Source organism: Pseudomonas sp. VS40, assembly GCF_018587885.1.
Classification (GTDB): Bacteria; Pseudomonadota; Gammaproteobacteria; order Pseudomonadales; family Pseudomonadaceae; genus Aquipseudomonas; species Aquipseudomonas pergaminensis.
This window is the reverse complement of sequence record NZ_JAGYWD010000001.1, coordinates 454,315-480,226: the sequence shown is the minus strand read 5'-3', so window position 1 is coordinate 480,226 and position 25,912 is coordinate 454,315. Positions and strand designations below refer to the sequence as shown.

The window sequence follows — 25,912 nt, the reverse complement described above, 5'->3', positions numbered from 1 at the left end:
CCCGATGGGTTTCAATCTTTCCGAATGGGCGTTGCGCAATCGCCAGATCGTACTGTTCCTGATGATCCTGCTGGCGGTTGTCGGCACATTGTCCTACTCCAAGCTGGGGCAGAGCGAAGACCCGCCGTTCACCTTCAAGGCCATGGTGATCAAGACCAACTGGCCCGGCGCTACGGCCCAGGAAGTCTCGCGGCAAGTTACCGAGCGCATCGAGAAAAAACTCATGGAGACCGGTGAGTACGAACGCATCGTCTCCTTCTCGCGCCCCGGCGAGTCCCAGGTCACCTTCATGGCCCGTGACGCCATGCACTCGGCGCAGATTCCCGAGCTGTGGTACCAGGTGCGCAAGAAGATCAGCGACATTCGCCAGACCTTGCCGCCGGATATCCAGGGGCCGTTTTTCAACGATGAATTCGGCACCACCTTCGGCAACATCTACGCACTGACCGGCGACGGTTTCGACTACGCGGTGCTCAAGGACTACGCCGACCGCATCCAGATTCAACTGCAGCGCGTCGCGGATGTGGGCAAGGTCGAGTTGCTTGGCCTGCAGGATGAAAAGATTTGGATCGAGCTGTCCAACCTCAAGCTGGCCACCCTCGGCCTGCCATTGGCGGCGGTGCAGCAAGCCTTGCAGGAACAGAATGCGGTCTCCACCGCAGGCTTCTTTGAAACTCCGAGCGAGCGCGTGCAACTGCGGGTGTCGGGCAACTTCAAGACTGTGGAAGAGATCCGCAACTTCCCGATCCGTGTGGGTGATCGCACCTTCCGCATCGGTGATGTGGCTGATATCCATCGTGGCTTCAACGACCCACCGGCACCGCGCATGCGCTACATGGGCGAAGACGCGATCGGCCTGGCCGTCGCCATGCGTGACGGTGGCGACATACTGGTCTTGGGCAAAGCCCTGGAAGGCGAATTCGCACGCCTGCAGAAGAACCTTCCGGCCGGCATGGAGCTGCGCAAGGTGTCGGACCAACCGGCGGCGGTGAAGACCAGCGTCGGCGAATTCGTGCAGGTACTGGCCGAAGCGCTGGCCATCGTGTTGCTGGTGAGTTTCTTCTCTCTGGGCGTGCGCACCGGCATGGTGGTGGCCCTGGCGATTCCGCTGGTTCTGGCAATGACGTTTGCCACCATGTACTACCTCGGCATCGGCTTGCACAAGATTTCCCTGGGCGCGCTGGTGCTGGCGCTCGGCTTGCTGGTGGATGACGCGATCATCGCCGTGGAGATGATGGCGATCAAAATGGAGCAGGGCTACGACCGGCTCAAGGCCGCCAGCTTTGCCTGGACCAGCACCGCGTTCCCGATGCTCACTGGCACATTGATCACCGCCGCGGGTTTCCTGCCGATTGCCACGGCGCAGTCGAGCACCGGCGAATACACACGCTCGATCTTCCAGGTGGTGACCATCGCGTTGCTGGCTTCGTGGGTCGCTGCCGTAGTGTTCGTGCCCTACCTGGGGGAAAAACTCCTGCCAGACCTGGCGAAGATTCATGCAGCCAAGCACGGCACCGATGGTCCGGATCCCTACGGCACGCCGTTCTACCAGCGTGTAAGACGTTTGGTGGAGTGGTGCGTGCGGCGGCGCAAGACGGTAATCGTCCTCACCCTGCTGCTGTTTATCGGCTCGGTGGCGCTGTTCCGCTTCGTACCACAACAGTTCTTCCCGGCGTCCGGTCGCCTGGAACTGATGGTTGATCTCAAACTTGCCGAAGGCGCCTCCCTGAGCAACACCGCCGAGCAGGTCAAACGCCTGGAAGCTTTGCTCAAGCACCACGCAGGCATCGACAACTACGTGGCCTACGTGGGGACTGGTTCGCCGCGTTTCTACCTGCCGCTGGATCAGCAACTGCCAGCCGCCAGCTTCGCCCAGTTTGTGGTGCTGGCGAAAACCATCGAGGAGCGCGAAAGCCTGCGCACCTGGCTGATCGAAACTCTCAACGAGCAATTTCCCGATCTGCGTTCACGGGTGACCCGCCTGGAAAACGGCCCACCCGTGGGCTACCCGGTGCAGTTCCGGGTGACCGGTGAACATATCGAGGAAGTTCGCGCCCTCGCGCGCAAAGTGGCGGCCAAGGTTCGCGAGAATACCCATGTGGTCAACGTGCACCTGGACTGGGAGGAGCCGAGCAAGATCGTCTACCTCAATATTGACCAGGACCGTGCCCGTGCCCTCGGCGTCAGCACGGCCAACCTGTCGAAATTCCTGCAGAGTTCGTTGACCGGTTCCAGCGTGAGTCAATACCGGGAGGACAACGAGTTGATCGAAATTCTCCTGCGCGGCACCGTGCATGAGCGCACCGAACTGTCTCTGCTGCCAAGCCTGGCGGTGCCGACCGACAATGGCAAGAGCGTGGCGCTGTCGCAGATCGCCACCCTCGAATATGGCTTCGAAGAAGGCATCATCTGGCACCGCAATCGTCTGCCGACGGTGACGGTCCGTGCGGATATCTATGGCAAGGAGCAACCCGCGACATTGGTCCAGCAGATCCTGCCGAGCCTTGAAGGTGTGCGTGCCGAGCTGCCGGATGGCTACCTGCTGGACGTCGGTGGTACGGTCGAGGACTCTGCCCGTGGCCAGAACTCGGTAAAAGCCGGTGTGCCGCTGTTCATCGTGGTGGTGCTGACCTTGCTGATGCTGCAACTGCGCAGCTTCTCACGCACGGCGATGGTGTTTCTGACCGCCCCGCTTGGGCTCATCGGTGTGACGCTGTTCCTGCTGGTCTTCCGCCAGCCTTTCGGCTTCGTGGCCATGCTGGGAACCATCGCCCTGTCCGGGATGATCATGCGTAACTCGGTGATCCTGGTGGACCAGATCGAACAAGACATCAAGGCGGGCCTGGCACCGTGGCAGGCGATCATCGAAGCCACCGTGCGACGCTTCCGCCCGATTGTGCTGACGGCTTTGGCGGCGGTGTTGGCAATGATCCCGCTGTCACGCAGTGTGTTTTTCGGGCCGATGGCCGTGGCGATCATGGGCGGGTTGATTGTGGCAACCGCGCTGACGCTGTTGTTCCTGCCGGCGTTGTACGCGGCATGGTTCAGAGTCAGGAAAGAAGTGGTGTAAGCCTGACAGCATTGCGCCAAGGCCCCGTACAAGCGGCCTTGGCGCAGTGGTTCAAAGGTGATACGAGGGTTACAGCGCTCCGAATACCTTCTTCGCCAGGCTGGTGGCCGCCGCCGCCGGGTTCTCGCGGATAGTTTCTTCCTGCTTGGCAATCATCTTGAACAAGCCGTCCAGCGCCTGTTCAGTCACGTAGTTCTCGACGTTGGCGCTTTTGGCGTCCACTGCGCCGAAGGCTGCGGCCTTGCCGGCCAAAGCGTTGTACTGCTGGGCCACGCCGACCTTGTCGGTAGCGGCCTTGACGATTGGCAGGAACTTGGCGCGGATCTGTTCGCGACTGCTTTTGTTCAAGTATTGGGTGGCCGAATCCTGGCCACCGCTGAGGATGCCCTTGGCGTCCGTGACGCTCATGTTCTTCACGGCGTTGACCAGGATCGGCTGAGCCTGGGTCACGGCGGTTTCGGCAGCCTTGTTCATGCTGGTTTCCAGCTGGGTGACTTGGTCGCCCATGCCGAACATTTTCAGTTTGTCGGCGACTTTGCCCAGCTTGCCTGGCAGGCCGATCTTCACTTCCGGGTTGTTGCTGAAACCACCGGGTACGCCCAGTTGCTTCACGGCAATCTGCGCGCCTTGGGTCAGGGCGTCCTTGAGGCCGCCGCTGGCGTCACCCTGGGACAGGCTGCTCAAGTCCAGGGCCATGGCGTTGGCACCGAGCAACAGGCCGGCACACAGGGCAGTCAAACGAAGGGAGTTACGGAGCATGGACGCTTCCTTTTGGTAGGGCTTATGTTCTGGTGGCTATCAGTGGGCCACTGCATCAACGCGCAGACGCAGCGGTTGCGGGTCCTGGCCATTGAGCTGCACGGAGTGCCGTTCGGTGGTGATAAACAGTAGCTTGCCATCCAGTTCGATGCGAGCGCTCACCGAGTAACTGTGGCCGGGTTTGACTTGCGCCGGGTCGTAGCTCAGGTGGAAGGGCAGCGGCACCTGGCCCTTGACCGGGCCTTTCTGCTCGGCGAGGGTCACAGCCGGTGCATCCGCCAGGGAAACGTCCTGCAGGCTGACACTCAGGGTCGCGGCCGGCGGCAGGGCGATGCGTTGCAGGTAGAACACTTCGCCATCGAGGCTGGCCTTGGGCGTGGGGCTCATGGACTGGCAGGCTCCGAGCAGGGCGGTGAGGCCCAGGAGGATGATCTTTTTCATGGTACAGCTCCTTTTCAGCGGCGCCGGCATCCAACCGGCGCCTTCTTAAATCTAGCGGCTTTCTTCAGGTTCGACAGGTGCTTCGGCCGCGCCATCGACACGGTGCAGGGCGACCTGGCGGATCGACAGGCGAATCTCCGCCGGCAGCACGCGCTTGGCCGCGCCCTCGGCCAGTTCGCCGAGCAGGTCGTGATAGCTCAGTTTGCCGGCCTCGTCGCGGCGCAGCACATCTTGCTCCAGCAAGGTCTGGATGAAATGTCGGAAAAGGCTCTTGTCGAAGAATTCCGGGGCGTTGAGGCCATGCAGGATCGACAGGCGCTGGGCCATGATCGTGCACAGGTCTTCCAGTTCTTCGGCGCTGATGCTGCTCTGGCCGCTGTTGAGCAGCAGCGAAATCGCCATGTAGAAGCGTTGCAGGGTCTGGGCAATGCTCTTGGACAGCAGCGTCAGCAGCACAAAGTGCCGCGAGCTCGGGGCCGGGCGCAGGTACACGTTGTTCTCGAAACGCAGCAGGCCTTGCTCGACAAAGGCCTCCAGCCATTGGTCGATCACCGTATCGAGTTCTTCCAGTGACCAACGAATGAACAGTTCCGATTGCAGGTACGGGTACAGCGCGTGGCTGTAGCGCAGGATCTGCTCACGGCTCATGCGCGAGGTGCTTTGGAAGAAACTCGCCAGCAGCGCCGGCAGGGCAAAGATGTGCAGCACGTTGTTGCGGTAGTACGTCATCAGGACGGCGTTCTGCTCGTCCAGGTACAGAATCTTACCCAGGGCATCGCTCTGTTCCGACAGCAGGTCCATGTCCTTGACGTGTTTGATCAGCGCCAGGCCATCACCTTCGGGCAAGGTGGTGTGCTGCGAATAGGGCACCCGGCGCAACAGCGCCAGGTACAGGTCCAACTGGCGGGCCATGGCTTGTTCGTCCAAGGCCAGGCGTGTGGTGGACAGCAATGCCAGCGCCACCAGGTTCACCGGGTTTACCGCCGCGGCTTCGTTCAAGTGGCGCGCCACCTGTTCGCCGAGGCGGTTGGTGGTCTCGTTGAGCCAGGCCGGCTTGTAGTTCGGGCCCAGTTCCTGGGAGCGCCAATCCGGCTGTTCACTGTCGAGGAATTCGGCCAGCTTGATCGGCTCGCCAAAGTTGACCGCGACTTGGCCAAAGCGTTGCTTGAGCGCGCCGACCACTTTGAAAATATCGAAGATCGATTCTTTTTTCTTGCTCGCGCCACGCAGCTCGCCAAGGTAGGTGCGGCCTTCGAGCACGCGCTCATAACCGATGTACACCGGCACAAACACGATGGGCATGCGCGAGGAGCGCAGGAAACTGCGCAGGGTAATCGCCAGCATGCCGGTCTTTGGCTGCAGCATGCGCCCGGTGCGCGAGCGTCCGCCTTCGACGAAGTACTCCACCGGGAAGCCCTTGGTGAACAAGGTGTGCAGGTATTCGTTGAACACCGAGGTGTACAGCGGATTGCCCTTGAAGGTGCGGCGCATGAAAAACGCACCGCCACGGCGCAGCAGGCTGCCGATCACCGGCATGTTCAAGTTGATACCGGCGGCGATGTGCGGCGGGGTCAGGCCGTTCTTGAACAGCAGGTAGGACAGCAGCAGGTAGTCGATATGGCTGCGGTGGCACGGCACATAGATTACCTCGTAACCCTGGGCAACCTTTTGCACACCTTCGATGTTATTGACCTTGATGCCGTCGTAGATCTTGTTCCAGAACCAGCTCAGCACCACTTCGAGGAAGCGGATCGCGGTGTAGGTGTAGTCCGAGGCGATTTCGTTGCCGTAGCGCAGGGCCTGGGCCTTGGCTTTTTCCGGGCTGATTTTTTCGCGCTCGGCTTCGTCGATGATGGCCTGGCGCACCAATGGCATGTTGACCAGGCCCTTCACCAGGTTGCGACGGTGGGACAGGTCGGGGCCGATCACCGCCGTCTTCAGGTTACGAAAGTGCACACGCAGGATGCGCTGGGCCATGCGCACAGTGCGTTCGTGCCCTTTATTGTGCTCGATCAATTCACGCAGGTTGATAGGCGCAGAGAATTGCACACGGGTCTTGCGACCCAGGATCAGGATGCTCAACAAGCGACGCAGACGCCCGGTGACGGCCCAGCTGTCGGCAAACAACAGCTTCCACGGGCTGGACTCGCTTTCGGGCGACTGGCCCCAGAACACGCTGACCGGAATGATTTGTGCATTCTCTTCGGCGTGGTCGCTGAGGGTGTCGACCAGGCGGGTCAGGGTCGGCGGCGCGCCGCGCTTGTCCTGGCGGCCGAGCCAGTCCGGTTCCGGCGTGAGGTAGAAGAACGCCGCCGGTTCCATCAACGGGCCGACCGAGACCGGCAGCACCGGGCGCGGCAGGCCGGCCTTGGTGCACTCGGCATCGACCACGGCCAATTCGGTGAGGGAGGGCGATTGCAGGACGTAGAACACCGGCCGGCTGCGGTCCAGGTTGAGGGTTAGGGACGACTGGTTGATCGTCTCCGAGCGAACCCAGAGGTACAACAGTCGGCGCAAGGTGCCAAACACTAGACGGCGGAACGGGGAGCGGGTCATAGGCGTGCTGCTTCAAGTGGAAAAAACCGAGCAGGCGCTCGGGCGGGTAGTGTGCCGTATTCGCCGAAAATCGGCAAAAAAGCAGCGATGTAAACTTGAGTTGATCGTTTTTGAGCCTGTCTTATACTCGGCAGTTCAATGCGAGCGACTCAACAATAAAAAGCATGTGGGAGCAAAACAGATGGCAACGCGCGAAACCGGCAATGTGAAGTGGTTCAACGATGCAAAGGGCTATGGCTTCATTCAACGCGAAGACGGCAAGGATGTGTTTGTGCACTACCGCGCCATTCGCGGTGAAGGCCACCGCTCCCTGGCCGAGGGCCAGCAGGTGGAATACGCCGTGGTGACGGGCGAGAAGGGCTTGCAGGCGGAGGATGTGGTGGGGCTTTAACGCGGACGTTGTTATACCGCTGAACCCATGTGGGAGCTGGCTTGCCTGCGATGCAGACACTTCGGTCTATCAGCTAGACCACAGTGATGCTATCGCAGGCAAGCCAGCTCCCACAGTTTGATTGGGTTCACACCTCAGGCTTATGCGGTTTTCCAGGTGATCTGCTCTTCACCGTCTTCACTGATGCGAATCCAGGTATCAGCGCTTTCTTCACCTTCTTCCTCGACCCACGTGCCCGGTGCGCAACGCACTTCGACGTTCAGCGCGGCAAACGCGGCGCGGGCGCAGGCGATATCGTCGTCCCACGGCGTCTGGTCGCTTTCCAGGTACAGGCTGTTCCATTTGCCCACGGCTTTGGGGAGCCAGGTCACGGGCACGTTGCCGGCCTTGCATTTGTAGGTCTGGCCTTTCTGGACCCAGTCGGTGCAAGGACCCAGAGCGGCGCCCAGCCAGGCGGCGATGGCCTTGTAGTCGACGTCGGCGTCCTTCAGGTAAATCTCGATATCAGGTTGGCGCATGGATGTTCCTCGTTGCGGGATTCGAAAATCCATTCGCGGATGCTTAAAAGTCGGTTATTGAAGCACGAAATAATCGTAGCGCATCGACACCGTGACCTGCAGCGGCTCGGCGGCCTCGATGACTTCGGCACGGCGCTCGGCACTGGCGCGCCAGCCGTGGGGTGTCATCGCCAGCAAATTCGCCCGGTCCTGGGGCTCGGCCAGGCTCAGGGTGAATTCCAGCGTCTCGCTGTGGGCCAGGCTCATGCCGTCGGGCACCAGGGCCAGGTGCTTGTCGTCGGTGTATTCGCGGACTTCGTCGTACAGGCGCTCACGCAGTTCCATCAGGTGGCCGCTGGTCGGGCCGACCTTCATCAGGCCGCCGCCGGGGCTGAGCAGGCGCTTGGCCTCTTCCCAGTCCAATGGGCTGAACACGCTGGCAAGAAACTGGCAACTGCCTGACGCCAATGGCACGCGGGCCATGCTCGCAATCAACCAGGTCAGCGCCGGGTTGCGCTTGCACGCGCGCTTTACGGCTTCCTTGGAGATATCCAGGGCGTAGCCATCGGCGTGGGGCAGGGCGTCGGCGATTTGCGCGGTGTAGTAACCCTCGCCACAACCGATATCCACCCAGCGCTGCGGCGCGCGTTCTGCGGCAAGTTCCGCCAGGCGCTTGGCCACCGGGGCGTAGTGCCCGGCGTTGAGAAAGTCACGACGGGCCTCGACCATGGCGAGGTTATCGCCCGGGTCGCGGCTGTTCTTGTGCTGCACCGGTAACAGGTTCAGGTAACCCTGGCGCGCGCGGTCGAAACGGTGCCCGGCCGGGCACGCCACGCCATTGTCCACCGCGTTCAGCGGGGCGCTGCAAATGGGGCAGGCCAGCATCAGGCGAGCAACTTGATCAGGGTCTGGTAGTAGATTTCGGTCAATACATCGAGGTCGCTGGCCAGGATGCGCTCGTTGACCTGGTGGATCGTGGCGTTGACCGGGCCGAGTTCGACCACCTGGGTGCCCAGCGTGGCGATGAAGCGCCCATCCGAAGTGCCACCGCTGGTGGACGCCTTGGTCTCACGCCCGGTGATCGCCTTGATGCTCGCCGACACCGCATCCAGCAACGCGCCGGGTTCGGTGAGGAACGGCAGGCCTGACAGGGCCCAGTCCACGTGCCAGTCCAGGCCATGCTTGTCGAGGATCTGGGCAACCCGCTGTTGCAAGCCTTCAACGGTGGATTCGGTGGAGAAGCGGAAGTTGAACACTGCCGTCAGGTCGCCCGGAATCACGTTGGTCGCGCCGGTGCCGGAGTTGAGGTTGGAGATCTGGAAGCTGGTCGGCGGGAAGAACGTGTTGCCGTCATCCCAATGCTCGGCGGCCAGTTCGGCCAATGCCGGTGCGGCCAGGTGGATCGGGTTCTTCGCCAGGTGCGGGTAGGCCACGTGACCCTGTACACCGCGTACGGTCAGGGTGGCGCCGAGGGAGCCGCGACGGCCGTTCTTGACCACATCGCCCACCAGCGTGGTGCTGGAAGGTTCGCCGACGATGCACCAGTCCAGGCGCTCCTTGCGTGCGGCCAGGCGTTCGATCACGGCCTTGGTGCCATGGTGCGCCGGGCCTTCCTCATCGCTGGTGATCAGGAAAGCGACCGAACCCTTGTGGTCCGGGTAGTCGGCGACAAAACGCTCCGACGCCACCAGCATTGCCGCCAGGCTGCCTTTCATGTCCGCCGCGCCACGGCCGCAGAGCATGCCGTTTTCATCGATCAACGCGTCGAACGGGTCGTTCTGCCAGGCTTGCACCGGGCCGGTCGGCACCACGTCGGTGTGGCCGGCAAAGCACAGCACCGGGCCGTCGTGCTTGCCGTGAGTGGCCCAGAAGTTGTCCACGTCTTCAATGCGCATTGGCTCAAGCGCAAAACCGGCGTCGCCCAGGCGCTGCATCATCAGCTTCTGGCAATCGGCGTCGACCGGCGTCACTGAGGGTCGACGGATCAGGTCGATGGCAAGTTGAAGGGTCGGCGAAAGGTCGGCGTGGGCCGTCATGGGGGAACTCCGGAAAGCGTGTAATGGGCGCAGGGCGAATGTGGAATACAGAACTTGAAATGGCGAAATTCTAATGTGGGAGCGGGCTTGCTCGCGAATGCGGAGTGTCAGCTACGCATGTATTGGCGCAAACACCGCATTCGCGAGCAAGCCCGCTCCCACATAAGGCAATCGGCGCTTGCCTGATCCAACAAAACGGCCGTTATCTTATAGCAAAACGGCGGCCAGAGGCCGCCGTTTAGTGCATTGCGCAAGTTTTTACTCAACCGTCGCCGGCTCGGCCTTCGGCGCCGGTTTCGGCAGCGACGACAGGAACGCCATGACCAGCGCCGCCACATACGGCAGCGACTGCACCAGCAGCATCACCACCCAGAAGCGGATGTCATTGCTCGGCAAGCCCTGCACCAGGTAGATCCCCAGTGCCGCGCCCCACAGCAGCAACATGATGAACATTTCTTCGCGGGCTTCGGAAATCGCTACCCAGAAGCCGTGGTTGTCCGCGTTTTTCGGTGTACGAAAGAACGGAATACTGGTGGTGAAGAAGCCATACAGCACCGCCTTGGCGATGGTGTGGGACAACGCCAGACCCGCCAAGGCTGCGCAGAACGCGTCCTTGAGGTTCACACCCACCGCACGGCGGTAGAGGAAGATGATCTTGCCCACCTTGAACACGAACAGCGCCAACGGCGGGATCGCGAAAATCAGCAACGGCGGGTCGACCCGCGTCGGCACGATGATCATCGCCGCCGACCACAACAGGGCGCCCACGGTGAAGAAGATGTTCATGCCATCCGCCACCCACGGCAACCAGCCTGCGAGGAAGTGGTAACGCTGGCCACGGGTCAACTCGGTGTCCTTGCCGCGCAGCAGGCTGGCGGTGTGACGCTTGATGATCTGGATCGCCCCGTAGGCCCAGCGGAAACGCTGTTTCTTGAAGTCGATAAAGGTGTCCGGCATCAGGCCCTTGCCGTAGCTGTCGTGGTAATACGCCGCCGACAGACCTTTCTCGAACACACGTAGGCCCAGTTCGGCGTCTTCGCAGATGCACCAGTCGGCCCAGCCCAGTTCTTCAAGCACCGAGCGACGGGTCATGGTCATGGTGCCGTGCTGGATGATCGCGTCACGGTCGTTGCGGGTGACCATGCCGATATGGAAGAAGCCCTTGTATTCCGCGTAGCAAAGCTTCTTGAAGGTGCTTTCGTTCTGGTCGCGGTAATCCTGCGGCGATTGCACCACGGCGATTTTCGGGTCGGCGAAGTGCGGCACCATGTGCTTGAGCCAGTTCGGTGATACGCAGTAGTCGGAGTCGATCACCGCGATCACTTCGGCGTCCTTGGCGGTGTGCGGGATCAGGTAGTTCAATGCGCCACCCTTGAAACCGGCCAGGGGCGCGACATGGAAGAACTTGAAGCGCGGACCGAGGGTTTCGCAATAATCGCGCACCGGCTCCCACACCGCCGGGTCCTTGGTGTTGTTGTCGATGATCAGGACTTCGTAGTCCGGGTAATCCAGGGCGGCCAGGGCGTCGAGGGTCTGTTTGACCATCTCCGGCGGCTCGTTGTAGCAGGGCACGTGGATCGACACTTTCGGGCGGTAGTCCGAATCCCCCTCGACCGGCAGGAATTCACGCCGACGCTTGTGGGTCCATACCGCTTCCGCCAGTTCATGGGCTTCTGTGAGCAGCACGATAAACACGCCCAGGGCGCCGAGGGCCAGCAGGATACCCACGGTTACGCTGAACCAGGTGCTGTATTGCTGGCTGTAGTCGTAGCCGATCCACACCAGCACCGAACCGCAGAGGAACGCGATAAAGGTCAGGAAGGTACGACCACGCTGGCGCAGGGCCGAGCCGTCGATCATCAACAGCGTCAGGGACAGCAATGCGAGCACCACCGAACCGATGGCCAGCACGCGCCACTGTGGAATTGCCACCACCGGCCCGTCAAAGTTGAATTTCTGCTGGCGTGCGGCGTTGTACACGCCCCAGTACGCGCCGGCCGAGCCTTCGTCGCTGACTTTCCACGGCTGATCGAACGCTTCGATCACGAAGTAGTTGAAGCCTTGGCGATTCAGTTTGTTCACCAGAGTGCGCAAGTAGATCGCCTGGTCGGCAGGGGACGTTTCATTGCCACCGCGCATGCGCCCGTTGCTAGGCCAGCCAACCTCCGACAGCAGCAGCGGCTTTTTCGGGAACATTTTCTTCAGGTCGCGGGCGCGGTCGAGGACGTACTGGCCGGCCTTGTCCATGGGAATGTATTCCCAGAACGGCAGGATGTGCGCGGCGATCAGGTCGACGTGCTTGGCCAGTTGCGGGTTCTTTTCCCAGATGTGCCACTGCTCGGACGTAGTCACCGGCACTTTCACAGCAGCGCGCACCCGGTCGAGCAGCACAATCAGGGCTTCTGGGGTGATTTCTTCACGGAACAGGGCTTCGTTGCCGACCACCACCCGCACCACACTGCGCGAGCTGTTGGCAATTTCAATGGCGCGCTGGATTTCCCGCTCGTTGCGCTCAAGATCCGGGCTGATCCAGATCCCGAGGGTCACGCGCAGGCCGAATTCTTCGGCCAACTTGGGGATGTCACCCAGGGTGCCATCGACCGAGTAAGTACGGATGTTGTCCGTCAGCTTGCTCATGATCTCGAGGTCGCGACGCATCTGGTCGTCGGTCGGGTACTGGTCTTTCTGTGGGTACTGGCCTTGCTGGAACGGCGAGTAGGAAAAACCGGAGATCTGTTCAGGCCAGTTGGGAGTGGTGACGGGGCGGTTGATCAGCGCCCAGAAACCGGTGAACAGCGCGGCGATTGCCAGCACGATCACCAGGTTGAGTCCAAATTTACGCGATGCCATGGCTATTTCGGGTTCCAAAGGGTGTGGAACGAAAAGAGGTGTCGGCCTGCGCCGAACGGCGCGCATCCTACACCGGCCCTTCCCTGACCGTACAGCAAGCAGAGAAAAACCGGACATTAGTCCGCGAAAGCCCATCTTAGTTCTTAACTTGTAGCTTGAAGCTTCGAACTTGTCGCTGCGTAGCCCTATAATGCGCGCCGGTTTTTGGGGTAATGGTCATGAGTACAGAAGATCCGCGGTTTGCAGGCGTCGCCCGCTTGTATGGCATTGAAGGCCTGGAACGCTTGAAAGCGGCCCATGTGGCGATCGTCGGCGTCGGCGGCGTAGGCTCGTGGGCAGCGGAAGCCATGGCCCGGTGCGGGGTGGGCGAGATCTCGCTGTTTGACCTGGACGACGTGTGCGTCAGCAACAGCAACCGCCAGTTGCACGCGCTGGACAGCACCGTGGGCAAGCCCAAGGTCGAAGTCATGGCCGAGCGCTTGCGTGGTATCAACCCGGATTGCACCGTGCATGCGGTGGCCGACTTCGTGACCCGCGACACCATGGCCGAGTACATCACGCCCAACATCGACTGCGTGATTGACTGCATCGACGCGGTGAATGCCAAGGCCGCGCTGATTGCCTGGTGCAAGCGCCGCAAGATCCAAATCATCACCACCGGCGGCGCTGGTGGGCAGATTGACCCGACGCTGATCCAAGTCTGCGACCTGAACCGCACCTTCAATGACCCGCTGGCCTCGAAAGTGCGCTCCACTTTGCGTCGCGACTACGGTTTCTCACGCACCGTGACCCGCCACTACAGCGTGCCGTGCGTGTTTTCCACCGAACAACTGCGCTATCCCAAGCCGGACGGCAGCATCTGTTTGCAGAAGAGTTTTGTCGGAGACGGCGTGAAGCTGGACTGCGCGGGCGGGTTTGGCGCGGTGATGATGGTGACGGCCACCTTTGGCATGGTCGCGGCGACCAAGGCGGTGGACAAGATTGTGGCCGGGGTGCGCAGGCCATCCGAGCGGGTCAAACCCGCCTAGATCTCACTGCTGAACATAGACCCAAATGTGGGAGCGGGCGTGCTCGCGAATGCGGTAGTTCAGTCAATGATGTATCTACTGACGCTGCGCTTTCGCGAGCAAGCCCGCTCCCACATTTAGTTTTGTGCAAGGCTTAATGCCCGCATGCGCTGCAAGACCGCATTCAGGCCATTGCTGCGCGACGGTGACAGTTGGCGGGAAAGCCCCAACTGTGCAAACCAGTCGGGCACGTCAACCGCCTGCAACTCAGCCGTCGACAACCCATTGACCCGCGCCAGCAGTAACGCCACCAACCCTCGAATCATCCGCGCGTCGCTGCTCGCAACAAACTGCCAGTGGCCATCCTGCAAACGTCCCAGCAGCCACACCAGGCTTTCACAGCCCTGCACCAGGTTGGCGTCGACCTTGTCCTCATCCGCCAATGGCGGCAGCCGCTCGCCCCATTGCATCAGCATCCGTGCGCGCTGCTCCCAACTGCCGACGGCCTGGAAGGCTTCAAGTGCGGCAACGGCCTCTATCGGCAAGCTCATCGCAGCATATCCAGGGATTGGTCCAGCGCTTCGAAGAAGCGTTCCAGGTCATCGGAATCGTTATATAACGCCAGGGACACGCGAATGGCTCCCGACAGGTGCATCGCCTTGAGCAGGGGCATCGCGCAGTGATGGCCGGCGCGCACGGCAATACCTTGCTCGGTGAGCAAGTGCGCAAGGTCAGCGTTATGCACGCCCTCTACGACAAAACTCACCAGCGCGACCTGCGGTGAACCGAGTATGCGCACGCCATTGCGCGCGTTGAGCCCGCGCAACAAGTAATCATGCAGCGCCGCTTCGTGGGCAACGACGGCCTGCTGGTCCAGCGAACTCAGGTAATCCAGGCTGGCGCCCAGGCCAATCACGCTGGCAATCGGCGGTGTGCCGGCCTCGAAACCCAGCGGCGCCGGGCGAAAGCTGGCGCTGTGGTAGTCCGCCTGTTGCACCATCTCGCCGCCAAACTGCCAGTGACGCAGGTGATGCAGGGCTTCATCGCGGCCGAACAGCACGCCGACGCCGTCCGGGCCATAGAGTTTATGGCTGGAAAACACATAGAAATCGCAGCCCAGCGCCTGCACGTCGTGGCGGCCGTGGACGATGCCTTGAGCACCATCGACTACGGTCAAGGCGCCGTGTGGCCGGGCAAGCGCCAACAAGGCCTCCAGCGGCTGCCAGGCGCCGAGCACGTTGGACAGCTGGCTCACCGCCAGCAGACGCGTGCGTGGTCCGATCAGCTCGGCTGCGGCGGGCAGGTCGATCACGCCGTCATCGTCCAGCGGCAACACCACCAGCGTGGCGGCGCGACGTTTGGCCAGTTGCTGCCAAGGCAGCAGGTTGGCGTGGTGTTCCAGGGCGCTGATGACAATCTCATCGCCCGCATTGAATAAGTGCTCAAGGCCATAGGCCAGGAGGTTCAGCGCAGAAGTTGCGCCGTGGGTGAACACGATCTGCCCACTGTCGCCTGCGTTCAACCACTGCGCGACCTTGCTGCGACTGTCTTCGAACGCCTGGGTCGCATGGGCACCTGGCAAATGCTGGGCACGGTGCACATTGGCTGCGCCGTTGGCGTAGTAATGGCTGATGGCATCCAACAGGGCCTGGGGTTTTTGCGTGGTGGCGGCGTTGTCCAGGTAGGTCTGGTCTTGCCGTTGCAGGGTGGCGATGGCCGGGAAATCGGCGCGCCAGGGGGAGGGCACTAGCATGGTGTTCAAGACTCGTATAAGCGAGCCCCAGGGTAGGGGCCCGCTAGTGGCATCGAGTGGCTGCTTAGTTGTGAGCGTGCAGCGCTTCGTTCAGTTCGATGGCCGATTTGTGGGTTTTGCACTCCACGGCACCGGTCTCGGAGTTGCGGCGGAACAGCAGGTCCGGCTGGCCAGCCAGTTCACGGGCCTTGACCACTTTGACCAGTTGGTTTTGCTCGTCCAGCAGTGCGACCTTGGTGCCAGCGGTGACATACAGGCCCGATTCGACGGTGTTGCGGTCGCCCAGCGGGATACCGATACCGGCGTTGGCGCCGATCAGGCAGCCTTCGCCGACCTTGATCACGATGTTGCCGCCGCCCGACAGGGTGCCCATGGTGGAGCAACCGCCGCCCAGGTCCGAACCCTTGCCGACGAAGACGCCAGCCGATACACGGCCTTCGATCATGCCCGGGCCTTCGGTACCGGCGTTGAAGTTGACGAAACCTTCGTGCATCACGGTAGTGCCTTCGCCCACGTAGGCACCCAGGCGGATACGCGCGGCGTCAGCAATACGTACGCCGCTCGGCACGACGTAGTCGGTCATTTTCGGGAACTTGTCCACCGAGAACACTTCCAGCAACTCGCCACGCAGGCGCGCTTCGAGCTGGCGCTCGGCCAGTTCGTTGATGTCGATCGCGCCCTGGCTGGTCCAGGCTACGTTCGGCAGCTGCGGGAACACACCGGCCAGGCTCAGGCCGTGTGGCTTGACCAGGCGATGGGACAGCAGGTGCAGCTTGAGGTAGGCCTCGGGGGTGGAGGTCAGCGCGGCGTCTTCGGCCAACAGGGTGGCGACCAGCGGGGTGTGGCTTTCAGCCAGGCGGCTCAGCAACGCGGCTTGGGCGGCGTCGACACCTTTGAGCGCGTCAGCCAGTTGCAGGGCCTGGGTGACGGTGAACGTGATTGCCTGGTTGCCTTCGGTGTAACCGAGGATCGGCGTGATGGCGGCGACAATTTCAGCCGATGGGTTGAGCAACGGTTGTGCGTAAAACACTTCCAGCCAAGCACCTTGGCGGTTCTGAGTGCCGACGCCGAAGCCCAGGCTGAACAGGGAATTGGACATGCTGTTACCTCTACAAAAATGGAAAGGGCTGGCCTACTTGAGGGCCGCCGAATAACTATCTGGCTTGAAGCCAATCAGGGTTCTGTCACCGAGATCGAGCACTGGGCGCTTGATCATCGAAGGTTGTGCGAGCATCAATTCAATGGCTTTCGACTGATCGAGATCGGCTTTGCGTTCGTCTTCGAGTTTGCGAAAGGTGGTGCCCGCACGGTTCAAAACCACCTGCCAACCGTGCTCGTTGCACCATTGGGTCAAGTGTTCGCGGTCGATACCGGCCGTTTTGTAGTCGTGGAACTCATAGCTGACGCCGTGCTCATCGAGCCAGGTGCGCGCCTTTTTCATGGTGTCGCAGGCTTTGATGCCGAAAAGGTGCAACGTTTTGCTTGAAGCGGTCAAGGAATTGCCCCCCTTTGGACCAAGTGAAAATTAAAGGTCATGGATTATGCCACGACCAGCGGGCCGGTGCCCCCCGTCATGCTGGCGTGCGACTTATGTGCCAATGCCCGCGGGCAGCATGGGCGGTAACATAGCCGGGTAATATGGCACTTCAACGGTGAGTTGTTGCCTGATGTGTGTCGTTGCAAGTCGATTGTCCGGGAACCCCGCTTTATGCAAACCGCCTACACCGTTCTTATCCTGCTGATGCTGGTCAGCGTTTCACGCCTTATCGGGCGCGTCATCCCGTTACCCTTACCTTTGGTGCAGATCGCCGCGGGTGCCTTGCTGGCCTGGCCCACGCTGGGGCTGCATGTGGCGCTGGACCCGGAGCTGTTCCTGTTTCTGTTCCTGCCGCCATTGTTGTTCTCCGACGGTTGGCGCATGCCCAAGCGTGAGTTGTGGCGGCTGCGTGGGCCGATCCTGACGTTGGCAGTGGGGCTGGTGCTGTTCACGGTGGTCGGTGCGGGCTATTTCATCCATTGGATATTGCCTACGATCCCGTTGCCGGTGGCCTTCGCCCTGGCGGCCGTGTTGTCGCCGACGGATGCCGTGGCGGTGTCGGCCATTGCCCAAAACCGTCTCCCCACACCGCTGATGCATATGCTCCAGGGCGAAGCCTTGATGAACGATGCTTCGGGCCTGGTAACGTTCAAGTTCGCCCTGGCGGCGGCGTTGACGGGGGTGTTTTCCCTGGCGGACGCGAGCCTGACCTTTGTCCTGGTGGCCGTGGGTGGCCTGGCGGTCGGCGTGGCCCTGAGCTGGTTGGTCGGCCGTTTGCGCGCCTGGATGATTGCCCGCGGCTGGGATGATCCAGCGACCCACGTGGTGTTCATGTTGCTGCTGCCGTTTGCCGCCTATGTGCTGGCCGAGCGCTTGGGCGCCTCGGGCATTTTGTCAGCGGTGGCGGCGGGCATGATGCAAAGCTGGCTCGACCTGCTGCCGCGCCAGACCAGCACGCGCTTGCTTAACCGCAGCGTGTGGTCGCTGTTGGAGTTTGCCTTCAACGGTCTGATTTTCTTGCTGCTGGGCCTGCAACTGCCGGACATCATCAAGGCGGTGGTCAGCCATGAGCCGACGCTGTGGCCGGCGCTGTTTTATCGCTGCCTGGATGTGATTGCGATCTTCCTGGTTTTGGTGGTGCTGCGTTTTATCTGGGTGCAGAGCATCTGGCGGCTGTCCGGGCTGTTACGCAGGATTCGCGGCAAAAGCGAGCTGACGCTGGTGCCGACCGCCCGTTCCTGCTGGCTGTTGACCGTTGGCGGTGTGCGCGGGGCGGTGACCTTGGCCGGTGTGATGTCGGTGCCTTTGCTGCTGACGCCGGGCCAGGACTTTCCCGAACGCGACCTGCTGATCTTCATTGCTGCCGGGGTGATCTTGCTGTCGCTGATTGCAGCGTGTATCGCTTTGCCGCTGTTGTTGCGTGGTATCGAAAAAAGTCCTGATGAAAAACGCCACAAGGAAGTGCGTGAAGCCTGGAAGAAAACTGCCGTCGCGGCAATCCACGCCCTTGAAGCGGAGGAGCCCGCTGAAGCCGAAACCCAGGATGCCGCCCAGGCCGCACTCGCGACTGAACTCAAGGCCCGCCTGATGTCGGAATATCGCCATCAGTTGGAAGTGTTCAACGATTCTGCTGAAGCCCAGGCGTTGGCGCAGCAGATGGACCTGCTTGAGCGCAAGCTACGACTGAAGGCGCTCAGGGCACAGCGATTGGAGTTGTATAGCCTGAGCCGTCATCACCAGATTGGTGATGACGTGTTGCGGGAGGTGTTGGCGGATCTGGATATGAGTGAGGCGAATTTGGGCAGCGTTAAATGAGCGTTGCTCAATTCGCTTCTTCTATCAGGAAACGTATGAGTGTAGTTGCCAGCGGTAAAGGGTCGATTATTGTGTGAGCCTCTGACGGTGCGGTGTTGGGTGGATAGAGTAAGCGCAGAAGTTCTTTGTCTCCGTCTGAGAGCTCTTCGGTTCTGGGGGTGGGCCAATAACCCGTTATCGAGCCAGGGTCGTAGTCTGTGAGGGTCGATGTATCGGGGTTGATAATGTTTATTTTGTCGCGGGTCATTTGCTCTAATTTTTCTTTTAAGGGTTTGAGTTCTTTTTCTGCGTTCTTCAAATCCCATTTGTCCCCACTTTTGATCGCGACCTCTTTTTTTCTCTCTAGCGCGTCTACGCGTTGTTTAAGGTTCTCATACTCTAGCTGTACTTCAGGAGGTAGAACCCTGTCGGGGTGCTGATGTTCATGGTGCACGCCGAGTGCATGCATAAATTCATGTTTTATTAGCCCACGGTCTTCGGGGGTGTCAATCAGTCCTCTGTCGAAAGACAGGGTGGGTTCGTCGACCGGCAAAGTTTTTGCCTCGGTGCCGACGGCAGACCATGTACCCTTGAACAGGGTGACTCTTATGTCTCCGCCACGTTCGTCTGTGAATTCGAACTTTAGATTGATGTGGGGTAGGAGTTTGCTGGCTTCCTCTTTTATAAGCTTTTTGGTCTTTTCGTCTAAGCCGTATAACGAGATTTTAAGTGTTGAGTTTTGAGGCCAAAGGTTTGCAGTCTCAGCAATACCTCGTTTTTTTCTACTCAGGGGTTGCGTATTGATACTTGCGTCATTGTTCGAAGTGTCACGGGGTGTGTGCGCAGTGAAAGCGTTTGTAAGCATAGGGGGGTGTGAGTGTGCGATACGGGTCATTGTCCTGTCCTCGATGACCAATCCTGCGTGGTTGAAAATGGGGCAGGTGGGTGCTGTGTGCATTGTTGTTCTCTTGATGTCTTTGGTTCCGGAGAATCTATTGCTGAACGTTAGCCGTTACTTGAGAGACAGAGTGGATTGCACTATGCGATCAGCTTTGGGCAGCAGATGCCGACGCTCAGAGATATATGACGACGGATTTGAATATGAATAAGCCGAGTTTGGGGTCTATAAGATGAATGATTACTCTGCCTGCCCTGTCCTAGGGTAAGCATTTCTTGCCCAGGCTTTATCTCCCTCGCTGAGCGAATAGGATTCCGATTGCGCCCAAGACCCGTCCGTCACCTGCGGATCGATGTGATAGTGCATGATCGAATCCCCATCGTAAGGAAGGAGCGAGTAGGCGTCGCTACGTGGGAGGGGGAGGATATTGCTGCGCACACTTTCTTCACTCATGCCTAGCCGGCCGTAATAGGCGTAAGTCTGGGGGACGTTCCATGGAATGTGGGAATCCGGGTGCTGATGGGCATGGCGAGCGCCCAGCATATGCCCGAACTCATGAATTACGGTCTTTTCGAAGTCTGGGTCCGTAGGGTCCGCAGGTAGATGCATAGTCGGCTCCACGGGAGGAGTATGCCTCGCGTTCGTACCCAAATCAGAGCCGGCAGGTTGACTCAGTGGGCGGTACGAAATCCGCACATCGCCTTCCTCTCCCGATACAAACTCGAACTTGAGATTGATATACGGCAGCCATTGGTTGGCGGCGTTCTTCACGGCCTGTACCCAAGGCCCATTCATGTCGTAGCCGTACAGAGCGATTTTAATCGTGCTGTTCTGTGGCCAATACGTGCCGGGTTCGCCAACATTACGTCGCGTTCTTGAGCGACTGGCGCCTGGTGCTTCTTCGTTGGGGAGGGGGGAATGAAGAAAAGGAGAGCTATTCGCAATGATCATGGTTTTTTCCTGCTGTGAATAAAGACGAAGACCACTCCTTATTCACCCAAGCTGCAGGAACGTTCCCCTGTAGTCACTAGCAGATGTTTCGCTGCGAAGGCCCGTGTACTACAGCGTGCAAACGGGCCTCGTTGATCAGTGTCGACGGGTGATGAATGCCTTGATCCGTTCGGCTGCCTCGACACATTCCGCCAGCGGCGCAACCAGCGCCATACGCACGCGTCCGGCGCCGGGGTTGGTGCCGTCCACTTCACGGGACAGGTACGAACCTGGCACCACGGTCACGTGTTCTTCCACGAACAGATCGCGGCAGAACGTGGCATCGTCGCCGTTCACATTCGGCCACAGATAGAAGCCGCCATCCGGGCTCTGCACATCCAGTACCGGCTTGAGGATCGCCAGCACCGCATCGAATTTCTCGCGGTACAAGTCACGGTTGGCCTGCACGTGGGCTTCATCCTGCCAGGCCGCGATACTGGCCAGCTGGGTTTGCACCGGCATCGCGCAACCGTGGTAGGTGCGGTACAGCAGGAAAGCCTTGAGGATCTCGGCGTCGCCGGCCACGAACCCGGAACGCAGGCCGGGCAGGTTGGAGCGCTTGGACAGGCTGTGGAACACCACGCAACGTTTGAAGTCCTGGCGACCCAGTTCGACGCAGGCGCTCAGTAGGCCAGGTGGCGGGGTTTGTTCGTCGAAGTAGAGTTCGCTGTAGCACTCGTCGGCGGCGATGACGAAGTCGTATTCGTCGGCCAGGGCGATGAGTTTTTTCAGGGTGTCGACCGGGATCAATGCGCCGGTCGGGTTGCCGGGGGAGCACAGGAACAGGATCTGGCAGCGTTTCCAGATGTCCGGCGACACCGCGTCGAAATCCGGGTTGAAGCCATTGGCGTCCAGGCATGGCAGGTAGTGTGGCTTGGCCCCGGCCAGGAACGCTGCGCCCTCGTAGATCTGGTAGAACGGGTTCGGGCTGACTACCAGCGCATCATCACCACGATTGACCACGGTCTGGGTGAAGGCGAACAGCGCTTCACGGGTGCCGTTCACCGGCAGGATATTGCGCGCCGGGTCGAGCCAGCCCTTGGGCACGTTGAAGCGGCGCTCGCACCAGGCGCCGATGGCCTCGCGCAGGGCCGGGATGCCCAGCGTGGTCGGGTACACCGCCATCTGGTCGAGGTTATTGCTCAGTGCTTCAGCCACGAACGTTGGCGATGTGTGCTTGGGTTCGCCGATGGACAGTGCGATCGGGCGCTTGTCCGGGTTCGGCGTGACGCTGCCCAGCAAGGCGCGCAATTTCTCGAACGGGTAGGGCTGCAGTTGGTTCAGGGCGTTGTTCATGTAAGCCTCTATGACGGTGTACACAGACCGTGTAGGAACTGGCTTGCCAGCGATGGCATCGCGTCGGTGTACCTGATACACCAAGGTGTTCGCATCGCCGGCAAGCCGACTCCTACAAAGGGCGTGTTTACAAAGTTAAAAATTCATATGGTCAGGCGCGTCAGCTCGACGCCGGGTTCCTGGGTGACGCTTAGCTGTTGGACGATGGCTTCCTGCAGGCGCAGGCACAGCTCCGGGTCGGACAGCGGCTGGTTGTCGGCATCGGTAATAAAGAACACGTCTTCCACGCGCTCGCCGAGGGTCGCAATCTTGGCGTTCTGCAACGACAGGTCGAACTCCAGGAAGATTCCACCAATACGGGCCAACAGCCCTGGGCGATCCGGGGCGCTGAGTTCCAGTACCGTGACCGGACGCTGGGCGTCGTTGGAAATGGTCACCTGTGGCGCAAACGCAAAGTGTTTGAGTTGGCGCGGTACCCGGCGCTGGATGATGGTCGGGTAGTCGTCAGGGTTGCGCAGGGCCTCGGTCAGGCCTTCGCGGATCTTTTTCACCCGCACTGGGTTGTCGCCGATCGAGTCGCCGTCGGTGTCGAGCACGATATAGGTGTCGAGGGTGAACTGGCTGCTGGAGGTGATGACCCGGGCGTCATGAATGTTCAGGTTGAGCTGGTCCATGGCTGCCACGGTCACGGCGAAGAAATCGTGCTGGTCGGGGGCGTAGATGAATATCTGCGTGCCGCCTTCGAATTCGCGCTGGGTGGTTTCCTTGATCAGCACCAGCGGGCCGCCATCGGCAGGCTGTTGCAGGATCGCGTCACTGTGCCAGGCCACGTCGCCGGCGGTGTGGCGCAGGAAATAATCGTCACCCAGTTGCGACCACAGTTGCTCGACATCGTCCGGATCGTTGCCGCCGCGCACCAGGATATCCAGGGCGGCGCTCTGGGTGCGGCGGATCTGCTCTTCGCGGTCCACCGGGTTTTCCAGGCCGCGACGCAAGGCACGCTTGGTCTCGGTGTAGAGCTGGCGCAGCAGGCTGGCACGCCAGGAGTTCCACAGCGTCGGGTTGGTGGCGTTGATGTCGGAGACGGTCAGCACGTACAGGTAATCGAGGCGGGTTTCATCGCCGACGATCTGCGCAAAGTCGTGGATCACCTGCGGGTCGGACAAGTCCTTGCGCTGTGCAGTGGTCGACATCACCAGGTGGTTCTGCACCAGCCAGACGATCAGCCGGCTGTCCCAGAGTGGCAACTGGTGGCGCTGGCAGAAGGCCTCGGCATCCACGGCGCCGATCTCGGAATGGTCGCCATGCCGGCCTTTGCCGATGTCGTGGTACAGGCCGGCCAGGTAGATCAGCTCGGGTTTGGGCAGCTTGGCCATCAACTTGCTGGCCAGCGGGAATTTCTCTGACACCTGGGTGTACTGCAGCTTACGCAGGTGCTTGATCAGGTTCAGGGTGTGGGCGTCCACGGTATAGATGTGGAACAGGTCGTGCTGCATTTGCCCGACAATAAAGCCGAACTCCGGCAAGTAACGCCCGAGAATGCCGTAGCGGTTCATGCGCCGCAGGTTGCGGTGGATACCGATCTTGCACTTGAACAGTTCGATAAACAGGCTGGTGTTGCGGATGTCGTTACGGAAATCATCGTCGATCAGGTGACGGTTTTCCCGCAGCAGGCGGATGGTATCGGCGCGTACGCCCTTGATTTCCGGCTGCTGGGCCATCAGCACGAAAATTTCCAGCATGGCGAACGGCGTGCGACGGAACACATTGTCGTTGCGCGCCTCGATGTAGCCATCATGCAGCTGGAAGCGCGAGTTGATCGGCTGTGGCGGCGCTTCATCCTCGGGGGCCAGGATCACTTCTTCGAAGTGCTGGATGATCAGGTCGCTGAGCTGGGCAATGCTCATGACCACCCGGTAATACTGCTGCATGAAGCTTTCGATGCTGGTCTTCGCGTCCTCGCCTTCAAAACCCAGCAGGGTGGCGATGGAGCGCTGGTGGTCGAACAGCAGGCGGTCTTCGGAGCGCCCGGCGAGCATGTGCAGGGCGTAGCGTACCTTCCAGAGGAATTCCTGCGACGAGGCCAGCAGAGCGTTTTCGCTCTCTACCAGGAAGCCTTCGCCCGCCAGGGCGCGCAGGTTGAGGGTGCCGTATTGGCGACGGGCCACCCACAAAATCGTCTGGATATCCCGCAGTCCGCCCGGCGAGCCTTTGACGTTGGGTTCCAGGTTGTATTCGGTGTCGTTGTACTTGTGGTGCCGGGCCTTTTGCTCGGCACGCTTGGCCAGGAAGAAGTCCTTGCTTGGCCACATGTGCGCGGTGCTGGTGACTTCGAGCATGCGCTGGCGCAGGCGCTCGGGGCCAGCGATAGTGCGGCTTTCCATCAGGTTGGTGATCACGGTGAGGTCGGCGCGGGCCTCTTCGGCGCATTCGTCCACTGAACGCACACTTTGGCCGACTTCCAGGCCGATGTCCCACAACAGCGTCAGAAAACGCTCGATGGAATCGCGAAAGATCTCATGGTCGGCGCTGTCCAGCAGGATCAGCAGGTCGATGTCGGAGTAGGGGTGCAACTCGCCACGCCCGTAGCCGCCGACCGCCACCAGGGCGATGTCGGCGTCTTCGCTCCAACTGAACTGTTCCCAAGCCTTTTGCAGAATGTTATCGACAAACCAGGCGCGGTCCTCGATCAGCCGGCGAATGTCCCGGCCACTGCGAAAGCGCTCGTCGAGCACCTCGCGGGCCTGGCGGATAGCTTTCTTGAACGCGGCGATAGGGCTCGCCTTCAGGGCCAGTTCGGCCTGGAACTGGCCACGGTCGAAGAGTTCGGGATCCACCTGGGGCATCGATCGGTTTTCCTTTCTATCTAACAGTCAGTCACAACACAGTGGGGGAAAACCTGGGTGATCCTTACGCGGAAACGCGGGGGATCGTGTCGTCCGCACGCAGCGTGAAGATCTCGTAGCCGGTTTCGGTGACCAGCAGGGTGTGCTCCCACTGGGCCGAGAGCTTGCGATCCTTGGTGATCGCGGTCCAGCCGTCGCCCAGCACTTTGGTGTCGGCCTTGCCCTGGTTGATCATCGGCTCGATGGTGAAGGTCATGCCGGCCTTCAGTTCCATGCCGGTGCCGGCACGGCCGTAGTGCAGGATCTGCGGCTCTTCGTGGAAGACGGTGCCGATGCCGTGGCCGCAGAATTCGCGCACCACCGAAAAGCCGTTCTTTTCGGCGTGCTTCTGGATCACTTCACCGATGTCGCCCAGGCGGCAGCCAGGCTTGACGATTTCGATGGCCTTGTACATGCATTCCTGGGTCACCTGGGACAGGCGCTCGGCCCACACCGGCACGTTGCCGACGTGGAACATGCGGCTGGTATCGCCGAAGTAGCGGTCCTTGATCACGGTGACGTCGATGTTCAGGGTGTCGCCGTCCTTCAACGGCTTGTCACCCGGAATCCCGTGGCAGACCACGTGGTTGACCGAGGTGCAGATCGACTTGGGGAAGCCCTTGTAGTTCAGCGGCGCAGGAATGGCGCCCTGCACGTTGACAATATAGTCGTGGCAGATCTGGTTGAGGGTTTCGGTGGTAACGCCGGGCTTGACGTGTTCGGCAATCATTTCCAGCACGTCGGCAGCCAGTTTGCCGGCGATGCGCATGCCAGCGATGTCTTCGGCGGTTTTCAAGCTAACGGTCATACAGGCTCTCTCTAGCGCGACGCGCTGAAATCAATACGGTTTACGGGCGTGCGACAAAAGGTTACAGAATTCGCACAAGCCACAAAAAACGCGATTCTAACAGACGATGGCGTCAAATCATGAGCCTCTGATGATCGCTTCTCTCTATAAGGTAGGGCTATCTCGGCTCTATTCAAGGGGTTACACCAAAGCGTCCGGCACCAAATGTGATTGCGTGTTCCGTTTTTGCCGATGCTGTGGTATAAAATGCGCCGCTTTCCGGGGATACCCCGCAAAGCTTAAATCCACACACGTGTCGACACGATGACCTGGGTGCCGGAGGCCTTGATGCCGCTGGTTGGTCA

The 25,912-nt window shown here is 60.6% G+C and carries 20 protein-coding genes; 4 read left to right on the top strand and 16 right to left on the bottom strand.

Annotated features, from left to right (window positions below; genetic code table 11):
- Nucleotides 1–4: 4 nt before the first annotated feature.
- On the top strand, nt 5–3,070 hold the full coding sequence (locus KHP07_RS02180) for an efflux RND transporter permease subunit (protein WP_214496523.1): 3,066 nt from the start codon (nt 5–7) through the stop codon (nt 3,068–3,070).
- A gap of 69 nt (nt 3,071–3,139) precedes the next feature.
- On the opposite strand, the gene KHP07_RS02175 is transcribed toward KHP07_RS02180, so the two are convergent.
- Genes KHP07_RS02175 through plsB form a run of 3 tightly spaced genes read right to left on the bottom strand, consistent with a single transcriptional unit; the run spans nt 3,140 to nt 6,826 of the window.
- Nucleotides 3,140–3,829 (bottom strand): DUF4197 domain-containing protein, encoded by a 690-nt coding sequence (locus KHP07_RS02175; RefSeq protein ID WP_071496953.1) that lies wholly within the window; start codon nt 3,827–3,829, stop codon nt 3,140–3,142.
- 39 nt (nt 3,830–3,868) lie between these two features.
- Nucleotides 3,869–4,270, bottom strand: a complete 402-nt coding sequence (locus KHP07_RS02170; RefSeq protein WP_078047191.1) for a YbaY family lipoprotein — start codon at nt 4,268–4,270, stop codon at nt 3,869–3,871.
- Between the two features lie 51 nt (nt 4,271–4,321).
- Complete coding sequence (gene plsB, locus KHP07_RS02165) at nt 4,322–6,826, bottom strand: glycerol-3-phosphate 1-O-acyltransferase PlsB (protein ID WP_214496522.1); 2,505 nt, start codon at nt 6,824–6,826, stop codon at nt 4,322–4,324.
- 181 nt (nt 6,827–7,007) lie between these two features.
- Between plsB and KHP07_RS02160 the strand changes: the two genes are divergently transcribed.
- The gene (locus KHP07_RS02160; protein WP_003219353.1) at nt 7,008–7,217 is read left to right on the top strand and encodes a cold-shock protein; all 210 of its coding nucleotides are present in this window, start codon (nt 7,008–7,010) and stop codon (nt 7,215–7,217) included.
- Nucleotides 7,218–7,357: 140 nt separating this feature from the next.
- Here the strand turns inward: KHP07_RS02160 and KHP07_RS02155 are convergent, their stop codons facing one another.
- From KHP07_RS02155 to KHP07_RS02140, 4 genes are all read right to left on the bottom strand, one after another.
- Nucleotides 7,358–7,735 carry a hypothetical protein gene (locus tag KHP07_RS02155; protein ID WP_012722582.1) on the bottom strand — a complete coding sequence of 126 codons (378 nt, stop codon included), beginning with the start codon at nt 7,733–7,735 and terminating at the stop codon, nt 7,358–7,360.
- A 54-nt stretch (nt 7,736–7,789) separates the two neighbouring features.
- Nucleotides 7,790–8,599, bottom strand: a complete 810-nt coding sequence (locus tag KHP07_RS02150) for a putative RNA methyltransferase (protein WP_078047193.1) — start codon at nt 8,597–8,599, stop codon at nt 7,790–7,792.
- Complete coding sequence (gene dapE, locus KHP07_RS02145; protein ID WP_214496521.1) at nt 8,599–9,750, bottom strand: succinyl-diaminopimelate desuccinylase; 1,152 nt, start codon at nt 9,748–9,750, stop codon at nt 8,599–8,601. The genes KHP07_RS02150 and dapE overlap by 1 nt, the downstream gene beginning before the upstream one ends.
- Before the next feature lie 258 nt (nt 9,751–10,008).
- On the bottom strand, nt 10,009–12,600 hold the full coding sequence (locus tag KHP07_RS02140; protein WP_214496520.1) for a glycosyltransferase: 2,592 nt from the start codon (nt 12,598–12,600) through the stop codon (nt 10,009–10,011).
- Between the two features lie 212 nt (nt 12,601–12,812).
- Between KHP07_RS02140 and tcdA the strand changes: the two genes are divergently transcribed.
- Nucleotides 12,813–13,628, top strand: a complete 816-nt coding sequence (tcdA, locus tag KHP07_RS02135; RefSeq protein ID WP_032891671.1) for a tRNA cyclic N6-threonylcarbamoyladenosine(37) synthase TcdA — start codon at nt 12,813–12,815, stop codon at nt 13,626–13,628.
- A 116-nt stretch (nt 13,629–13,744) separates the two neighbouring features.
- Here the strand turns inward: tcdA and KHP07_RS02130 are convergent, their stop codons facing one another.
- The 4 genes from KHP07_RS02130 to KHP07_RS02115 form a co-directional block, all read right to left on the bottom strand.
- Nucleotides 13,745–14,158 (bottom strand): SufE family protein, encoded by a 414-nt coding sequence (locus KHP07_RS02130; protein WP_214496519.1) that lies wholly within the window; start codon nt 14,156–14,158, stop codon nt 13,745–13,747.
- Nucleotides 14,155–15,360 (bottom strand): aminotransferase class V-fold PLP-dependent enzyme, encoded by a 1,206-nt coding sequence (locus KHP07_RS02125; protein WP_099493732.1) that lies wholly within the window; start codon nt 15,358–15,360, stop codon nt 14,155–14,157. Before KHP07_RS02125 ends, KHP07_RS02130 begins: the two co-directional genes overlap by 4 nt.
- Before the next feature lie 64 nt (nt 15,361–15,424).
- A complete protein-coding gene (dapD, locus tag KHP07_RS02120) occupies nt 15,425–16,459 on the bottom strand; it encodes a 2,3,4,5-tetrahydropyridine-2,6-dicarboxylate N-succinyltransferase (protein ID WP_078047198.1) in 1,035 nt (344 codons plus the stop codon).
- Between the two features lie 33 nt (nt 16,460–16,492).
- Nucleotides 16,493–16,801 (bottom strand): arsenate reductase, encoded by a 309-nt coding sequence (locus KHP07_RS02115; RefSeq protein ID WP_229999207.1) that lies wholly within the window; start codon nt 16,799–16,801, stop codon nt 16,493–16,495.
- A 267-nt stretch (nt 16,802–17,068) separates the two neighbouring features.
- On the opposite strand from KHP07_RS02115, the gene KHP07_RS02110 reads away from it, so the two are divergent.
- Nucleotides 17,069–18,712 carry a Na+/H+ antiporter gene (locus KHP07_RS02110; protein WP_214496518.1) on the top strand — a complete coding sequence of 548 codons (1,644 nt, stop codon included), beginning with the start codon at nt 17,069–17,071 and terminating at the stop codon, nt 18,710–18,712.
- A gap of 7 nt (nt 18,713–18,719) precedes the next feature.
- On the opposite strand, the gene KHP07_RS02105 is transcribed toward KHP07_RS02110, so the two are convergent.
- From KHP07_RS02105 to map, 5 genes are all read right to left on the bottom strand, one after another.
- Complete coding sequence (locus tag KHP07_RS02105) at nt 18,720–19,586, bottom strand: M12 family metallopeptidase (protein ID WP_214496517.1); 867 nt, start codon at nt 19,584–19,586, stop codon at nt 18,720–18,722.
- Nucleotides 19,587–19,829: 243 nt separating this feature from the next.
- A complete protein-coding gene (locus KHP07_RS02100) occupies nt 19,830–20,540 on the bottom strand; it encodes a matrixin family metalloprotease (RefSeq protein ID WP_214496516.1) in 711 nt (236 codons plus the stop codon).
- Nucleotides 20,541–20,675: 135 nt separating this feature from the next.
- Nucleotides 20,676–21,875 carry a succinyldiaminopimelate transaminase gene (gene dapC / locus KHP07_RS02095; RefSeq protein ID WP_078047202.1) on the bottom strand — a complete coding sequence of 400 codons (1,200 nt, stop codon included), beginning with the start codon at nt 21,873–21,875 and terminating at the stop codon, nt 20,676–20,678.
- 143 nt (nt 21,876–22,018) lie between these two features.
- Nucleotides 22,019–24,721: a [protein-PII] uridylyltransferase gene (locus KHP07_RS02090; RefSeq protein ID WP_078047203.1), complete on the bottom strand. Its 2,703-nt coding sequence runs from the start codon at nt 24,719–24,721 to the stop codon at nt 22,019–22,021.
- 64 nt (nt 24,722–24,785) lie between these two features.
- Complete coding sequence (map, locus tag KHP07_RS02085) at nt 24,786–25,568, bottom strand: type I methionyl aminopeptidase (protein ID WP_016975842.1); 783 nt, start codon at nt 25,566–25,568, stop codon at nt 24,786–24,788.
- Between the last annotated feature and the right edge of the window lie 344 nt (nt 25,569–25,912).

Bases quoted from the DNA above. Each gene is read 5' to 3' on its own strand.
- KHP07_RS02180 (WP_214496523.1), top strand. From the start codon at position 5: ATGGGTTTCAATCTTTCCGAATGGGCGTTGCGCAATCGCCAGATCGTA.
- KHP07_RS02175 (WP_071496953.1), bottom strand. From the start codon at position 3,829: ATGCTCCGTAACTCCCTTCGTTTGACTGCCCTGTGTGCCGGCCTGTTG.
- KHP07_RS02170 (WP_078047191.1), bottom strand. From the start codon at position 4,270: ATGAAAAAGATCATCCTCCTGGGCCTCACCGCCCTGCTCGGAGCCTGC.
- plsB (WP_214496522.1), bottom strand. From the start codon at position 6,826: ATGACCCGCTCCCCGTTCCGCCGTCTAGTGTTTGGCACCTTGCGCCGA.
- KHP07_RS02160 (WP_003219353.1), top strand. From the start codon at position 7,008: ATGGCAACGCGCGAAACCGGCAATGTGAAGTGGTTCAACGATGCAAAG.
- KHP07_RS02155 (WP_012722582.1), bottom strand. From the start codon at position 7,735: ATGCGCCAACCTGATATCGAGATTTACCTGAAGGACGCCGACGTCGAC.
- KHP07_RS02150 (WP_078047193.1), bottom strand. From the start codon at position 8,599: ATGCTGGCCTGCCCCATTTGCAGCGCCCCGCTGAACGCGGTGGACAAT.
- dapE (WP_214496521.1), bottom strand. From the start codon at position 9,750: ATGACGGCCCACGCCGACCTTTCGCCGACCCTTCAACTTGCCATCGAC.
- KHP07_RS02140 (WP_214496520.1), bottom strand. From the start codon at position 12,600: ATGGCATCGCGTAAATTTGGACTCAACCTGGTGATCGTGCTGGCAATC.
- tcdA (WP_032891671.1), top strand. From the start codon at position 12,813: ATGGTCATGAGTACAGAAGATCCGCGGTTTGCAGGCGTCGCCCGCTTG.
- KHP07_RS02130 (WP_214496519.1), bottom strand. From the start codon at position 14,158: ATGAGCTTGCCGATAGAGGCCGTTGCCGCACTTGAAGCCTTCCAGGCC.
- KHP07_RS02125 (WP_099493732.1), bottom strand. From the start codon at position 15,360: ATGCTAGTGCCCTCCCCCTGGCGCGCCGATTTCCCGGCCATCGCCACC.
- dapD (WP_078047198.1), bottom strand. From the start codon at position 16,459: ATGTCCAATTCCCTGTTCAGCCTGGGCTTCGGCGTCGGCACTCAGAAC.
- KHP07_RS02115 (WP_229999207.1), bottom strand. From the start codon at position 16,801: ATGAAAAAGGCGCGCACCTGGCTCGATGAGCACGGCGTCAGCTATGAG.
- KHP07_RS02110 (WP_214496518.1), top strand. From the start codon at position 17,069: ATGCAAACCGCCTACACCGTTCTTATCCTGCTGATGCTGGTCAGCGTT.
- KHP07_RS02105 (WP_214496517.1), bottom strand. From the start codon at position 19,586: ATGACCCGTATCGCACACTCACACCCCCCTATGCTTACAAACGCTTTC.
- KHP07_RS02100 (WP_214496516.1), bottom strand. From the start codon at position 20,540: ATGATCATTGCGAATAGCTCTCCTTTTCTTCATTCCCCCCTCCCCAAC.
- dapC (WP_078047202.1), bottom strand. From the start codon at position 21,875: ATGAACAACGCCCTGAACCAACTGCAGCCCTACCCGTTCGAGAAATTG.
- KHP07_RS02090 (WP_078047203.1), bottom strand. From the start codon at position 24,721: ATGCCCCAGGTGGATCCCGAACTCTTCGACCGTGGCCAGTTCCAGGCC.
- map (WP_016975842.1), bottom strand. From the start codon at position 25,568: ATGACCGTTAGCTTGAAAACCGCCGAAGACATCGCTGGCATGCGCATC.